This window comes from Actinoplanes sp. CA-252034, assembly GCF_050956125.1.
Taxonomy (GTDB): Bacteria; Actinomycetota; Actinomycetes; order Mycobacteriales; family Micromonosporaceae; genus Actinoplanes.
Map to the genome: position 1 here is coordinate 2,351,833 of NZ_CP191846.1, position 13,608 is coordinate 2,365,440.

11 protein-coding genes are annotated in these 13,608 nt (G+C 72.7%); 6 read left to right on the forward strand and 5 right to left on the reverse strand.

Annotated features, from left to right (window positions below):
* Positions 1-8 precede the first annotated feature (8 nt).
* Positions 9-2,717: a condensation domain-containing protein gene (locus tag ACQPZW_RS10655; protein ID WP_433794670.1), complete on the forward strand. Its 2,709-nt coding sequence runs from the start codon at positions 9-11 to the stop codon at positions 2,715-2,717.
* Here ACQPZW_RS10655 and ACQPZW_RS10660 read toward each other — a convergent pair.
* Positions 2,679-3,401 (reverse strand): GntR family transcriptional regulator, encoded by a 723-nt coding sequence (locus ACQPZW_RS10660; protein ID WP_433794671.1) that lies wholly within the window; start codon positions 3,399-3,401, stop codon positions 2,679-2,681. The genes ACQPZW_RS10655 and ACQPZW_RS10660 overlap by 39 nt on opposite strands.
* A 68-nt stretch (positions 3,402-3,469) precedes the next feature.
* On the opposite strand from ACQPZW_RS10660, the gene deoC reads away from it, so the two are divergent.
* The 3 genes from deoC to ACQPZW_RS10675 all read left to right on the forward strand — a co-directional run bounded on the left by deoC (position 3,470) and on the right by ACQPZW_RS10675 (position 10,738).
* Positions 3,470-4,165 (forward strand): deoxyribose-phosphate aldolase, encoded by a 696-nt coding sequence (gene deoC / locus ACQPZW_RS10665; RefSeq protein ID WP_433794673.1) that lies wholly within the window; start codon positions 3,470-3,472, stop codon positions 4,163-4,165.
* Between the two features lie 338 nt (positions 4,166-4,503).
* Positions 4,504-5,409 (forward strand): aminotransferase class IV, encoded by a 906-nt coding sequence (locus ACQPZW_RS10670; RefSeq protein ID WP_433794674.1) that lies wholly within the window; start codon positions 4,504-4,506, stop codon positions 5,407-5,409.
* A gap of 1,135 nt (positions 5,410-6,544) precedes the next feature.
* Positions 6,545-10,738 (forward strand): polymorphic toxin-type HINT domain-containing protein, encoded by a 4,194-nt coding sequence (locus tag ACQPZW_RS10675; RefSeq protein ID WP_433794675.1) that lies wholly within the window; start codon positions 6,545-6,547, stop codon positions 10,736-10,738.
* Positions 10,739-10,794: 56 nt separating this feature from the next.
* Here ACQPZW_RS10675 and ACQPZW_RS10680 read toward each other — a convergent pair whose 3' ends face one another.
* Both ACQPZW_RS10680 and ACQPZW_RS10685 read right to left on the reverse strand, forming a co-directional pair.
* Positions 10,795-11,160 carry an ankyrin repeat domain-containing protein gene (locus ACQPZW_RS10680; protein ID WP_433794676.1) on the reverse strand — a complete coding sequence of 122 codons (366 nt, stop codon included), beginning with the start codon at positions 11,158-11,160 and terminating at the stop codon, positions 10,795-10,797.
* Between the two features lie 69 nt (positions 11,161-11,229).
* On the reverse strand, positions 11,230-11,688 hold the full coding sequence (locus ACQPZW_RS10685; RefSeq protein WP_433794677.1) for a hypothetical protein: 459 nt from the start codon (positions 11,686-11,688) through the stop codon (positions 11,230-11,232).
* Between the two features lie 17 nt (positions 11,689-11,705).
* Between ACQPZW_RS10685 and ACQPZW_RS10690 the strand changes: the two genes are divergently transcribed.
* Entirely contained in the window at positions 11,706-11,957 is a 252-nt protein-coding gene (locus ACQPZW_RS10690; protein WP_433794678.1) for a hypothetical protein, read from the forward strand.
* Here ACQPZW_RS10690 and ACQPZW_RS10695 read toward each other — a convergent pair.
* Both ACQPZW_RS10695 and ACQPZW_RS10700 read right to left on the reverse strand, forming a co-directional pair.
* Positions 11,927-12,631: an HAD family hydrolase gene (locus tag ACQPZW_RS10695; protein WP_433794679.1), complete on the reverse strand. Its 705-nt coding sequence runs from the start codon at positions 12,629-12,631 to the stop codon at positions 11,927-11,929. The two genes, ACQPZW_RS10690 and ACQPZW_RS10695, sit on opposite strands and share 31 nt — an antisense overlap.
* 69 nt (positions 12,632-12,700) lie before the next feature.
* Complete coding sequence (locus ACQPZW_RS10700; protein ID WP_433794680.1) at positions 12,701-12,844, reverse strand: hypothetical protein; 144 nt, start codon at positions 12,842-12,844, stop codon at positions 12,701-12,703.
* Positions 12,845-13,040: 196 nt separating this feature from the next.
* Between ACQPZW_RS10700 and ACQPZW_RS10705 the strand changes: the two genes are divergently transcribed.
* Complete coding sequence (locus ACQPZW_RS10705; protein WP_433794681.1) at positions 13,041-13,553, forward strand: flavin reductase family protein; 513 nt, start codon at positions 13,041-13,043, stop codon at positions 13,551-13,553.
* The last annotated feature ends 55 nt before the right edge of the window (positions 13,554-13,608 follow it).

The window sequence follows — 13,608 nt, forward strand, 5'->3', positions numbered from 1 at the left end:
CCGCCCGGGTGCAGTCGTCCTCGGTGGACGGGGCGGCGCTGCGGGCGTACTTGCGGGAGCGGCTGCCGGACTACCTGGTGCCGGCCCGGTTCGAGGTGGTGGGTGAGTTGCCGCTGACCGTGACCGGGAAGATCGACCGGTCGCGGGCGGTGGCCGATGACACCGAGCGGCTGCTGGCGCGGCTGTGGTCGCGGGTGCTCGGGGTGGAGTCGGTCGGCCCGGAGGACGACTTCTTCGCCCTCGGCGGGGACTCGATCGGGGTACTGGAGTTGTTCACCGCTCTCGCCCCGCATCGGGCCGCGCTGCCCCGCCCGACGGTCCTCTACCGGCACCGGACGCTGGCCGAGCTGGCCGCCGTGATCGACGCGACCCCGCAACCCGCGATCCCGGCCGACTCCGCCGCATCCGATCCGAGGGCGTCCGATTTTTCGGCGGCCGGGGCTGGGGCGTCCGGCGCTGGGGCATCCGGCTCCGCGGGGCCGGGTTTCGTTGCGCCGGTTCTCCCGGCGACGGGGGACTTCCCGGTGACGCTCACCCAGCGGGGGTTCTTGCTGGCCGACGCGATCGGCGTCCCGTCGACCTGGCTGGCCGCCCCGCGACTGCACGGCCCGCTGGATCTCGGCCGGTTCCGCCGGGCGGTCGGCCTCCTGGTCGCCCGGCATCCGATGCTGCGGACCGTCTTTCCCCGCGATGCGCGTCCGCCGGTGCAGCGGGAGATCCCGTCGGTGACGCCGGAGGTCGGGTACGAGCCGGCGCCGCGACCACTCGACCAGGAGCTGGCCGCCGAACGGGAGCACCGGTTCGACCCGGCGGTGTGGCCGCTCGTGCGCTTGCGCCTGCTTCGCTACGGGCCGGACGAGCACGTCCTCCTGATCCACGCACACCACCTGGTCGGCGACGGCTACAGCGTGGCGTTGCTGATGCGAGAGTTGTCGGCTGTCCACGACGGCGCCGTATTGGAGCCACTTCGGGCGACATTCCGGGAGTATGTGTCCCACCTGGAGGGCATCCCCACGGAGATCGCCTCACCTGACGGCGGCCCGATACGCCTCGGTGGGGCTATCGCCACGGCCGGGTTCACGGTGGGCGCGGCGGCCGCCACCGCGCTGCGGGAACGAGCCATGGCCGCTGGGACGACGCCGTTCGCGCCGGTGCTGGCCGCCTACCACTCGGCGCTCGCGTCGGTGACCGGCCGTCCCGACCCGATGATCGGCGTCGCGGTGACCGGTCGTGATCACTCCATGCCCGGCCTGGGGCGGATCTTCGGGCCCTGCGCGACCGCCGTGGCCGTCCGTCCCGGGCCCGGCGCCGGCGCGGCCGAGGTGGCCGCGGCCGTCACCGAGGCCCGCACCAGGTCTTTCACGGCGCCGCAGGGCTGGCGGCACTTCTTCACCTACCTGGACTTCGGCGCGCCGGCCGCCCCGGACGGCGCGACGCTGCGGCTGTCCTGGGACGACGCGGACGCCGAACTGGCCGTCCCGCCGGGCACCGAGGTCCTGCTGGCGGTCCGCCCGGTCGACGACGGACTCCGGCTCACCCTGCGGACCCGGCTTCCGCAGCCGGTCGCCGATCGCCTGGCCGCCGCCCTCGCGGACGCCCTCCACGGCGGGCCGTCCCGCTCGGCGCTGACCGCCGCGCTCGTCGGGTACCTTCCGGCTCCGGAGCATCTGGCCGCACTCGCCGGGGCGCTGCCGGACGAGGTCCGGCGGCTGGCGACCGGACTCGACCGGGAGACGATCCGCCGGATCGTCTTCCCGGACGGCGGGCCGCGACTGCTGGAGATCGCGGACACCCCACTCGGCCGTTCCGGTTTCATCGCCGTGCCGCGCTTCGCAGACGAGCTGAGCCGGTCCGCGACCGGCCGGCTGTCGGAAGGGCGAAGCCTGGCCGAGGACGTGGCCGCGGCGGTCGACCTGGCCGCGGAGCACGGCGCGCGAACGGTCTCCCTGGCGGGGATGATCCCGGCGAACACGGGTTACGGGGCGGCCGTTCGCCCGTACCGGAGAAGCGACGCCCACCTGACCACCGGCCATGCGGTGACCGCCGCCGCGGTGGTCCGCACCGTGATGGCGGCCCTGGCCGCCCGTGACCGCAAGCTGCCGGACTGCGTCGTGGCCGTCCTCGGGGTGGGTTCGATCGGCACGGCGTCGCTGAGCCTGCTGCTGGCCCGGGCGGAGGCCCCGGCGAGCGTGATCCTCTGTGATCTGCCGGCCGCCGCGTCCCGGCTGCTGACGCTGGCCGCGTCCCTGGACGTCCCGGCCGAGGTGGCGACCGGCGTGGACGCGATCTATCGCGCGGACGTGATCGTGGCCGCCACCAGCAGCGGCCCCCGGACCCTGGACGTGGACCGCCTGCGCCCCGGCACGATCCTGGTCGACGACTCGTTCCCGCACTGTTTCGACGTCTCCCGCGCCCTGGCCCGGATGCGCGCCGACGGCGACGTCCTGATCGCCGGCGGGGGCCTGCTGGACTGCGGCGAGACGGTGCACGAGTCCGCGGCCGGCCTGCCCGCGTTCGAGCATCACCTGCCGGGGTCGATGGCGTCCTGCCGGCTGGAGTCGCTGCTGCACGCCGCCGTGCCCGGGTTGCCGCTGGTGGGCGGGCCGGTGACGCCGGAGCAGGCGGCCGCCTACTGGGATGCGCTGGACACCGCGGGGATCGGGGCGGCGCCCCTGCACCTATTGAACGAGCGGCTCGACACCGAACGCGACGTCTAACCGGTAGCGGTCACCGGCATACCGGGACTCGCTCAGCTCGAGGGGCCGCTCGTTCTGGTCGAGGATCAGTCGCTCCTCGATGAGCAGCGCCGAGCCGGCGGGGACGCCCAGCTCGTGGGCGTCCTCCTCGGTGGCGGCCTCGGCGCGGATCGTCGACGTGCCGTGCACCGGGGTGTGCCCGAGCTTGACGAGCGCCTCGTGCACCGACCGGGACAGGTCGGCGGTGAGCAGGTCGCCGACGGTCGCGGGATACATGGCCCGCTCGAAGGCGATCGGCTCGTCGTCGGCGAACCGGACCCGGTGGATCGCGAACACGTCGCCCTTGCGCAGGCGCAGCCGGGTGGCCTCGATGGCGGTGGGGGGTCGCAGCTCGGCGACGACCACTTTGGCCCATGGTCGTTTGCCCTGCTTGCGGATCTCTTCGCTGAGCCGGATCAGATGGTCGGCGCGGCGCGGCCCGCTGGGCACGGCGACGAACGTGCCGCGGCCGGGTGCCCGGTAGACGAGACCGTCGTTGACCAGCTGTGTCACGGCCGCGCGGGCGGTCATCCGGCTGACGCCGTGCTCGCGGGCGAGCTCCGGTTCGGACGGCAGCGGGTCGTGTGGCCGGGACGTCGCGATCTGTGCGCGCAGCGCCTGCTCGATGCGGAAGTAGCGCGGTGCGAAATCGGGATCCCCGGACATGTGGCACACCCTACCGAGTCCCCTGGACTGTCTAGACAACCACCTGTCTATACAGCTACCGTCCTGCCATGAACTTCACCGTGCCGCAGATCGCGAAGATGATCGACCACTCCATCCTCCGGCCCGAGTTCACCCTGGAAGACCTGCGCGAAGGCTGCGCGATCGCCAAGAAGTACGACGTGGCCTCGGTCTGCGTCCGCCCCTGTGACGTGACGGTCGCGGTCGATCTGCTGCGCGGCACCAACGTCATGGTCGGCACGGTCGTCGGCTTCCCGCACGGCGACACCCCCACCTCGGTCAAGATCGCGGAGACCGAGCTGGCGGTGCACCAGGGCGCCAAGGAGATCGACATGGTGCTCAACATCGGCTGGCTCCGCTCCGGCGACATCGCCGCCGTCGAGCACGAGATCGGCCTCATCGTGAAGGCCGCCGGCAGCGCGCACGTGAAGGTCATCCTCGAGACGGCATACCTCACCGACGAGCAGAAGCTCGCCGCCTGCTGGGCCGCCGAGCGAGCCGGCGCCGCGTTCGTCAAGACGTCCACCGGCTTCGCCCCCAAGGGCGCCACCATCGACGACCTCGCGCTGATGCGCTCAGCCGTCTCCCCGAAGGTGCAGGTCAAGGCCTCCGGCGGGGTGCGGAGCCTGGACGCGATGATCGCGATGGCCGGCGTCGGCGTCACGCGCTTCGGCACGTCCGCCACGAGCGAGATCCTGCAGGACCTGGCCCGCCGCCAGGTCTCGGTCCCCGGCGGCCGGGCCTAATTCCTTCAGGGGTACGGCTACCGCGCCCCTTTCCACGCAAGAGGCAGCCGCGCAGTCCCGCCTATCACGCAGCGTCCACCCGGCCCCGCCGTCTTCGCCGGCCCGCGCGCTCTTCGCCGGCCTGCGCCGTCTTCGCTGGTCCGCGCGGTCTTCGTCCGTCCGCGCGGTTCGCTGGTCCGCGCGGTCTTCGCCGGTCCGCGCCGTCTTCGCTGGTCCGTGCGGTGTTCGCTGGTCCGCGCGGTCTTCGCTCGCCCGCGCCGTCTTCAGCGGGATACACGCTGGGCCGGTCCCGCCCGGTGCCGGGCCGGCCCGGCATCCTCCGCCGGTAGGCTGAGCCGATGCTTCAGCGGTACGACGAGCGCAACGCCGGCATCCAGTACTGGGTCAACGGGAGTCTGCTGCACCGTGACCAGCCCGGCCTCTCCCCGTTCGACTCGGTGGTCCAGGGCGGTGACGCGGTCTGGGAGGGCCTGCGTCTCTACCGTGGGGCGATCTTCGGGCTGACCGAGCACCTGGCCCGGCTGCGGCGTTCCGCGCGGGCGCTGGGGTTCACCGACATCCCGGCCGACGACACGATCATCGAGGCGATCACCGCCACGCTGCGAGCCAACGAGATGGTCGACGGGGTGCACATCCGGCTCACCCTGACCCGCGGGGTGAAGGTGACCAGCGGCATGGACCCGCGGCTCAACCGGGCCGGCCCGACGCTGATCGTGCTGGCCGAGCACAAGCCCCCGGTCTACGACACCGGCGGCCTCACCCTGGCCACGTCAAGCATCCGCCGCCCGTCACCGGACGTGCTGGACCCGAAGATCCACCACAACAACCTGATCAACTCGATCCTCGCGAAGATCGAGGCGAACGCCTCCGGCGCCGACGACGCCCTCATGCTCGACCAGCGCGGTTTCGTCGCCGAGACCAACGCCACCCACCTGTTCGCGGTGATCGACGGCGGCCTTGTCACCCCCACGACGGCCGCCTGCCCCGAGGGCATCACCCGCCAGACGGTCCTCGACCTGGCCGCCCGCCACGACATCCCGGCCGTGGTCCGCGACGTGTCGCTCACCGAGATGTACGCGTCCGACGAAGTCTTCTGCACCGGCACGATGGGCGAGATCGCCGCGGTGACGGCGATCGACGGCCGCCGCATCGGCGACGGTTCGGTGGGCCCGCTGACCGCCCGGGTCGCCAAGATCTACCAGGAGCACGCGGCCGCGAACGGCGTCCGCCTACTCGACGCCTGACGGTCGCCTCACCGCCGCCGGTGGCGAGGCCCCTCCACGGCCCCGGTTGTGATGCCTTTCCATGGGCCCGGTTGCGAGGCCTTTCCACGGGCCCGCTGGCGCCGGTCAGCACCCGGGGCGGTGTGCATCCCGGGCCGGGAACGTGTCGTTGCGGGCGGGCATCACCCACCCGATGTCCCGCCGTTCGTGGCGGCCCCGCGGCCCCGCGGCCCCGTGTTGCGCCCGCGGCACCGTGTTGCGCCCGCGGCACCGTGTTGCGCCCGGGCCCCACGGCCCCGGGGCTCCGTGTTGCGCCCAGGCCCCGCGGCCCCAGGCCGCGTGTTTTGCCAGAACGCCTCGTCGGCGGTGAATCGAGGCGGACGGTGCTCCCGCCGCGACGGCCCGCTCGATCAACGGACGGCCCTGCCGCGGGTCGGTAGCGGACTGCACCTCCTCGGGCGTGGCCGGTGTCATCGGCGATCGCCGAGATGGTCGGCCGGGTGGCCGCGAAGGCCGTCACGAGCCGGGTGCGGATCCCGGCACATGCTGTAATTCCCCGCACATCACGCGAAGCCCACCCGACCCGGGTCGCCCGCCGATACCGGCGTCGGCGGCGCGCTGGAACGCCGTACCGGATGGAAGATCGCTGCGCATGCCGTCCGACGTGTACCGATCGCGGTGCGGCGGCCGCTGCACTCGAGACGTCGCCCGCCACGCCGCGGCCCGGCCCCCACGGGGCGCTGGGGAGGCGCGCGACGAGGATCTTCGATACGGTGCCTCTCGCATCGATGATGACGGGGGAACGATCGATGGTGATTTCAGCAGGTGGACCGTGCCCGGAGCCGTGGTGCCGATGCCCGGGCGACCGGCATCGTGACCGCCGGCGACGGCCCACGGCCTGCCGGGACGTGCCCGCCTCCGGTGTCGCGGTGACCCGCGGGCGGAGGACCTTCGCGCCGGCCGGGCGCGATCCGGACCGGCTCCTGACCCACCCCACCTGACCGGCGCTCCCGAAGGCCACCCCCCGCTATCCGACCGGCGCGCGGCTCACCGGCCGCGTCGCTGTGCCCTGCCCACCTCGCCGTCCGGCGGATAGATCACCGGCCGACGCGTCCACCTTCGACGAAGGACTGCTGTGACAGGAAGACAACAACCCGTGCGCCGGCGGCTGGCGATCGCCGTCGGTGCCACCCTGGCGCTGTTCGCGCCACTGGTCTACCCGGGCAGCCCGGCGCTGGCCGTCGACGTCCTGGAGTACCGCGACACCGCCGTCGAGGACCTGATCGACGGTGGTCCCTCGGTGCGCCGCGCCGCCGAAGCCGCCCTCGTCGGATCCGACAACGCCGTGCGCGAGTACGTCGATTCCGGCCGGGCGGCTGCCCAGGCGGCCGACGAGCGCGCAGCGGCGCAGGTGCTCGCCGGCATGGACGGCCCGGCCATGCACAACGCTGCCGTGCAGGCCATGAGCGGGTCCCGCGCGGACGTGCAGGCCTTCGTCAACGGCGGCTGGCAGTCGTCATGGGACGCCGACGAGCGTCTGCGTGTCTACCGCACGTCCGAGTCGAGCGGCGCGACGGTCAAGGCAGCCGCCGCGGCGGCCCTGAACGGCGGCACCGCCGCCATCGATCAGTTCCTCTCCACCGGGCTGGAGTCCGCACAGCTGGCCGACGACCGGCTGGCCGCCACCCGGATGCTGACCGGAGGCCCCAACAGCAGCGGTCCGGTGCTGAACGCGGCGGCGGCGGACGCCCTGGCCGGCAGTTCCGAGCAGCTGCGGGAGTTCCTGGCGTACGGCCAGCGGGTCGCCCGGGCCCGGGATCAGGAGCTGGCGTCCATCGGCAGCCTCACCGAACAGGCCAAGCAGGCCGGCGATCTGGCCGCGCGGGAGACCCTCGCGGCGACGCAGGCCTCCACCCGTGCCGTCAACGCCGCGGCCGAGGCCAAGAAGGCGGCCGAGAAGGCCGCGGAGGAGTCCCGCCTGGCCGGGGGATCGGCGGCGAAGGCCTCGGCCGCCGCGGGTCGTGCCGCCGACGCGGCGAAGGGTGCGGCGGACGCCGCACGCGACGCGATCGGTGCTTCCAACGCCGCCCAGCGTGCCGCCCGCATCGCCTCGGACGCGGCGCGCAAGGCCACTGCCGCCGCCTCACTGACCGCGCAGGCCGCGTCACGGGCACAGCAGGCCGCCGCCGCCGCGCGTACCGATGCGGGGAAGGCCTCGGCCGCCCGCCAGGCCGCCGAGGCTGCCCGGGATGCCGCCCGCAGCATTCGCGAGCTCGACCAGGTCAAGGCCGAGCGGGATCGGGCACTGGCCGAGGCGGAGCAGGCCGCCGGCGCCGCCAAGAGCGCGAGCGGTAACGCGGACGCCGCCGCCGCGGCGGCCGAGGAGGCAGCCGGGCACTCCGGTGTCTCGGCCGCCGAGGCCGCGCGCGCCCGCAAGGCCGCCGAGCGGGCCCGGCAGCAGGCCGCGATCGCGGCCCGTGCCGCCGATCGTGCCCTCAAACTGGCACGGGCCGCCGCCAAGGCCTCGGACGAGGCGTTCACCTTCGCCGCGCAGGCCGCCACGCACGCCGAGCGTGCCGCGGCCGCGGCCATCGAGGCCGCGGACGCGGCCGGCCGGGCCGAGACCGCCGCGGTCGAGTCGACCCGGCACGCGGCCGCGGCCGTCGAGGCCGCGAACACCGCGGTGGCCGCCTCGAACAAGGCCATCGAACTGGAGGCCCTGGCCCGTCAGGAGGACATCGACCGGCTCGACGAGGCCACCGCCCAGGGTGTGCTGGCCGCGCGGGAGGCCGCGGCGACCGAGGCGGAGGCCAAGGCCGCGGGTGGCGAGATCGCCGCCTGGAACCGCAAGCTGACCCGGGACACGGCCGAGGAGGACCGCGTCGACGCGGGCACCCGGCAGCTCCTGGACGAGGCCGCCGCCTCGACCGCCACCACCGAGGTCGTTCTCGATCGGGGCCGCCGGGCGGCCGCCGCACTCGTGGTGACCGGCGGTGACTGGACCAAGCTGCAAGCGCAGGAAGCGCTGGCCGGCGACGAGACCCAGTTGCGGGCCTGGCTGACCGACGGGCGACTGCGGGCGGTGGGCCAGGACGACCGGGCCCGGGTCTGGCTGCTCGTCGACACATTGCCGGACGGACCCGAGAAGACCGCGGCGAAGAACGCACTCAACGGAGCCGACGCGGCGGTCGCGACCTTCCTGCGGACGCGTAGCTACTCCGGCAAGGTGGCCACCGACAGGCGTGCGATCTACAGCATCCTGGCCGCGCCGGGAATCGGCCCGAACCTGACCAACGCCGCCAACGCGGCGCTCGGCGGCTCCGGTGCCGACATGCACCGCTTCCTGACCGTCGGCCAGCACTCCGCCCGGACGGCGGACGAGCGGCTCGAGGTCTACCGCACCATGGAGTCCGGTGGCGCGGAGGTGAAGGCGGCCGGCACTGTCGCGCTGGCCGGCCCGCCGTCGTACATCTCGTACTTCCTGACCGCCGGTCGCTATCAGGCCGCCCAGCGTGACGCGGAGCAGGCCGCGCACGTCGCCAAGGTGCACGCCCTGATCCAGGAGTCCCAGGGGTACGCCGAACGGGCCGTGGCCGACTCGGCCGAGGCCAACCGGGTCGCCGCGGTGGCGCGCAAAGCCTCGGCCGAGGCCACCACCTGGGCCAACAAGGCCACCGCCTCGGCGCAGAAGGCGACCGAGTACGCCAACCAGGCCCGTCAGTCGGCGGCACAGGCCAAGGCGTCCGCCGACCAGGCCGCCCAGTCCGCCGCCACCGCCCGCAATGCCGCGAACACCGCCCAGAAGGCGGCCGAGGACGCGGCCCGGTCGGCCACGGTGGCGACGTCCGCGTCACGCCGGGCGGCGGCTGCCGCGGCCAACGCGGCGGAGTACGCCTCCGAGGCCCGCGAGTCGGCGAAGGCCGCGGGTCAGGACGCGCGGGCGGCCGAGAGCGCGGCCAAGGAAGCCTCCGACATCTACGACACCAAGCTCAAGGAGTTCGAGGAGGCGCAGCGCAACGCGGCGGCGGGCAGTGGCCCCGGCGGCACCGGGACGGCTCTGGAGAACCACAAGGGCTGGAACTGTCTCTCCGACGCGTCGGCGATCTCCAAGGAGTGCCTGTCGGTCTACAAGGACTTCGCCGGGGCCCTGATCGATCCGGCGAAGTGCAGCACGCCCGCGAACAGCGGGACCTCCGGCTGCGCCATGCTGTCCGAGCTCAAGCAGTTCGTCGACCAGAACCCCGACCTGATCATGGACATGCTGCAGCTCGTCCTGGGCATGTGCGGTCTGATCCCCGGTGTCGGCGAGGCCTGCGACGCGGTGGACGCCGCGATCTCCTTCAAGCGGGGCGACTGGGTCGGTGGCCTGCTGTCGGTGGGCGCGTCGGTGCCGGTCATCGGCTGGCTGGGCAGCGCTGCCAAGGGGCTGAAGAACTCCGACAAGCTGCGCAACATCAAGAACATCGTCCAGAAGCTGATCAAGGGCGGTTGCCCCAACAGTTTCGCGGCGGACACCGAGGTCCTGCTGGCCGACGGCGGTCGCAAGCCGATCGACCGGATCCGTCCGGCCGACCGGGTGCTGGCCACCGATCCGCTCACCGGTCGCACCGGGGGACGGCCAGTCGCCGGGGTGATCGTGGGATCCGGCCTCAAGTCACTGGTGGACGTCACCGTCGACGGTGATCACGGCGGTACGGTCACGGCCACCGCCGAGCACCCGTTCTGGCTCGCGAAGGAGCGGGTCTGGGCGGACGCGGAGGTGCTGCAACCCGGCCAGTGGCTGCGTACGTCGGCGGGCACCTGGGCGCAGATCGACGCGGTCGAGGCCCGGTCCGCGGAGCAGCGGGTCTACAACCTCAGCGTCGCCGATTTCCGGACCTTCTACGTCGTCGCGGGCGACACGCCGGTTCTGGTCCACAACTGCCCCACCGGTGAGGACCTCGCCAAGACCTACCGCGACAACGCGAACAACGGAGTCGGCGCCAAGCGCAACGTGGCGGTGACCCAGTACGAGCTCAACGGCACCAAGGGCACCGACTACAACGTCAGCGGCGAGCACCGTAACCCGGGGACCATCAAGAAGCCGACGTCACGTCAGTTCACCGGGGCCAACAACTACCGGCCCTGGGACAGCGAGACCGTCATCCTGGAGAACTACGCGTCGCAGCTGACGCCGACGTCGACCGGAAAGATCGACCTGTACACGGAGATGAAGCCCTGCACCGGCTGTGGCAACGTCATCGACCAGTTCCGGACCAAGTTCCCCAACGTGGAGCTCAACGTCAAGTGGACCTGGGAGACGGTCGACGACATGATCGCGGCGAAGAAGCCCAACCCGCCCCAGCCCTGACAGCAGGGTGAGCAGACGCCCCGCGGCATCCCCGCCGCGGGGCGTCCTGTTGTCTCTCAGGCAGACCGGGACACCTGCCATGCCTCGATCAGCTCTATCGCGAGCCAGTGGCCGTACTCGCGGGCCAGGTCGAGCGGGGTGGCACCGCGGTCGTTCCGCGCGTGCGGGTCGGCGCCGCGCAGCAGCAGCAACGCCGTGACGTCGACATGGGCCTGCGACCCGGACTGCAACGCGCCGTCGCCCTCGATGTCGACCGCGTGGTGCAGCAGCGTCATGCCCTCGGCGTCCGGGTCGTCGACGTCCGCCCCTCCGTCGAGCAGTTCCCGCAACCGTTGCAGATCCTCCGCCTCGACCGCCAGGTGCGCAGGCGACGGCACAGTGTCCGGGGTGGTCCACGAGGATCCGGATGGCATGGTGGTCATCGTCGGATGGTAATCGGCGGACGCGCCCGTCATCTGATGCCCGCCGTCAGTCTTCGCTGGCGCCCGCTGTCAGCCTTCGCTGATGCCCAGGGCGGCCAGCAGCCCGGCGAAGGTCTCCTCGGCGAAGGTGTTCTCGGCGTTCAGCGCGGCTCGGACCGTCTCCGGGTCCGCGTCGAGACCGGCCTCCGCGGACCAGGCCACGGCCAGGTCGACCATCTCGTCCAGCGAGTGCGGCAGCGCCGGGGCGCCGAATGCCTCCGCATTGTCGGGGTGCAGGTAGGCAGCCCAGGCGACACCGGCCGGACTGAGCGCCTGGACGTGCGCCATGTCGCTGTCCAGCACCACGGCCATCAGCGCGGGCGCCCCGGTGGCGGTCACCACCTCCGGCAGGGTGGAACTCTCCGGGAAACCGTCGAGCTGTAGTTCGTACCAGCCGTCGGGAAAGCTCTTCTCCCAGAGAACCGTCAGTTCGCTCAGTGCCGTCGGCCGCTCGGCCTTCGCCACGTAGATGCCCCCGCTGTAGCCCATGCTCGTCTCCTCGATCGATGGATGCGGAATCATCGCACAGCGAGATCGCCGGCCCGGCCGGAATGTGGGGCGGGTTCGCCGGCCCGGCCGGAATGTGGGGCGGGTTCGCCGGCCCGGCCGGAATGTGGGGCGGGTTCGCCGGCCCGGCCGGAATGTGGGGCGGGTTCGCCGGCCCGGCCGGAATGTGGGGCGGGTTCGCCGGCCCGGCCGGGAACGCGGGAGGGGAGAGCCCGGCAGGCTACAGGCGGTGGGCGGCGAGCTCGTCGTAGTAGGGGCGGGCGGCCTCGACGAGTGGGCGGAGGCGGTCCGGGACCTCGGCGGGGGCCGGGGCGTAAGGTGCGAAACCCGTCGAGGCGTGCACCGCGGCGTACCAATGCGGCGCCCACACGCCGTCCTCCGGTCGCGGGCCCGGCGCCCAGGAGAGCATCGCCGGGTCGAAGGCGAAGCCGAGGCCCTCGCAAAGGAGCCGCAGCGTGCGCCGCGGGTCGCGGAGCACGTCGGCGGAGTCGACGACCGGCCCGCCGAAGGTGCGGAAGATCTCCACCTGCTGCGGGTAGCCGAGGTCGTCGAGGGTCGGCTCGCCGCGCACCTTCGCATACGACGCCACCACGTGCGAGGGGTCGCGGATCAGGAACGCGTGGGTGAGTTTGCCCAGCCAGTCCCGCCCGATCCGGGGGAGCAGATGGTGGGTCATGTGCTTCTGGTAGAAGACGGCCGGGTCGCCGGGGACCGGCCCGGTCAGCGTGTCGGCGACGTCCTCCCACCGCTGTGGCTGGGCGGCGAGGATCTCGTCACGGCCGGGATGGTCGAGGCCGGTGGCTGCCAGGTAGTGCGCATACAGCGGCTCGTCGGACACGACGGTGTCGGCGCGCGAGCCGAAGCTGCGCATCATCGCCGTGGAGATGTTGCGGGGACCTGACCACATCGCGACCCGAATCGTCATGCCCCCATGGTCACACCTGTTACAGGTGTTGTGACTCCGATGAGCCGATCGCCCCGGGGCCGGCCCACTTCAGGTCGTAGATGCCTCCCGGGTGGTGCCGGAGATCACCACGACGGGCTCGTTTCTCCGGGTACGGGCTCTCCTCTCGGCGGAGCTCAGCACCCGGGCGGCGACGTGAGGCGACCGCTGATGGAACGGATGGTGCTCGCTCATGCCCGCATCTTGAGTCGTCAACCCCGTACATGTCAATGAGATCCTATCGGTTTACTAGGATATGGGAAGGCGGTTGACGCGCAGGTCATGGGGGAGCAACGTCGGTGGTGCCGACTCGGCGGTGCGTGACCTCGGGCATCACGCGGCCGGTGCAGTCGGCGCGCCGAACGATGAAGCGACACCCAGGAGGCCCGTCATGACCCTGCAAGCCGTCCCCGCCGCCACTGTGGACCCCGACCTCTTCCGGCAGCTACTGAGACAGCACGCTGCGGCCGTCGTGGTGATCACCGCTCCCGGCGAACCGGCCACCGGTTTCACCGCGACCTCCTTCACATCGGTCTCGCTGGACCCGCCGCTGGTCTCCTTCTGCCTGGCCAAGTCGGCCTCGGCCTGGCCCGCCGTGGAAGCCGCCGACACTGTTGCGGTGCACGTGCTCGGACAGGAGCAGGAGCACGTCGCGCGTACCTTCTCGACCCGGGGGATCGACCGGCTGGCCGAGCACGGTGACTGGCAGCCCGGCCCCGACGGGGTGCCGCTGCTCGGCGGCGTGCTGGCCCGCCTGGTCTGCCGGGTGGTCGACCGGGTCGTGGCCGGCGACCACACGATCGTCCTGGCCAGCCCGCTCACCGGTGAGCACGGCCTGGGCGAGGCGTCCGCCCCGCTCGTCTATCACTCCGGCCGCTACGTGGCCCTCAATCAGGCCGAATGACGCGATCATGACGAACAGTGCCGGTCAGGATCTCGCCGGCGCGGTGGCCACGCCG

Coding starts and splice junctions, on each gene's coding strand:
- deoC (WP_433794673.1), top strand. CDS start 3,470: ATGAACTTCACCGTGCCGCAGATCGCGAAGATGATCGACCACTCCATC.
- ACQPZW_RS10705 (WP_433794681.1), top strand. CDS start 13,041: ATGACCCTGCAAGCCGTCCCCGCCGCCACTGTGGACCCCGACCTCTTC.
- ACQPZW_RS10670 (WP_433794674.1), top strand. CDS start 4,504: ATGCTTCAGCGGTACGACGAGCGCAACGCCGGCATCCAGTACTGGGTC.
- ACQPZW_RS10700 (WP_433794680.1), bottom strand. CDS start 12,844: ATGAGCGAGCACCATCCGTTCCATCAGCGGTCGCCTCACGTCGCCGCC.
- ACQPZW_RS10685 (WP_433794677.1), bottom strand. CDS start 11,688: ATGGGCTACAGCGGGGGCATCTACGTGGCGAAGGCCGAGCGGCCGACG.
- ACQPZW_RS10660 (WP_433794671.1), bottom strand. CDS start 3,401: ATGTCCGGGGATCCCGATTTCGCACCGCGCTACTTCCGCATCGAGCAG.
- ACQPZW_RS10695 (WP_433794679.1), bottom strand. CDS start 12,631: ATGACGATTCGGGTCGCGATGTGGTCAGGTCCCCGCAACATCTCCACG.
- ACQPZW_RS10680 (WP_433794676.1), bottom strand. CDS start 11,160: ATGACCACCATGCCATCCGGATCCTCGTGGACCACCCCGGACACTGTG.
- ACQPZW_RS10690 (WP_433794678.1), top strand. CDS start 11,706: ATGGATGCGGAATCATCGCACAGCGAGATCGCCGGCCCGGCCGGAATG.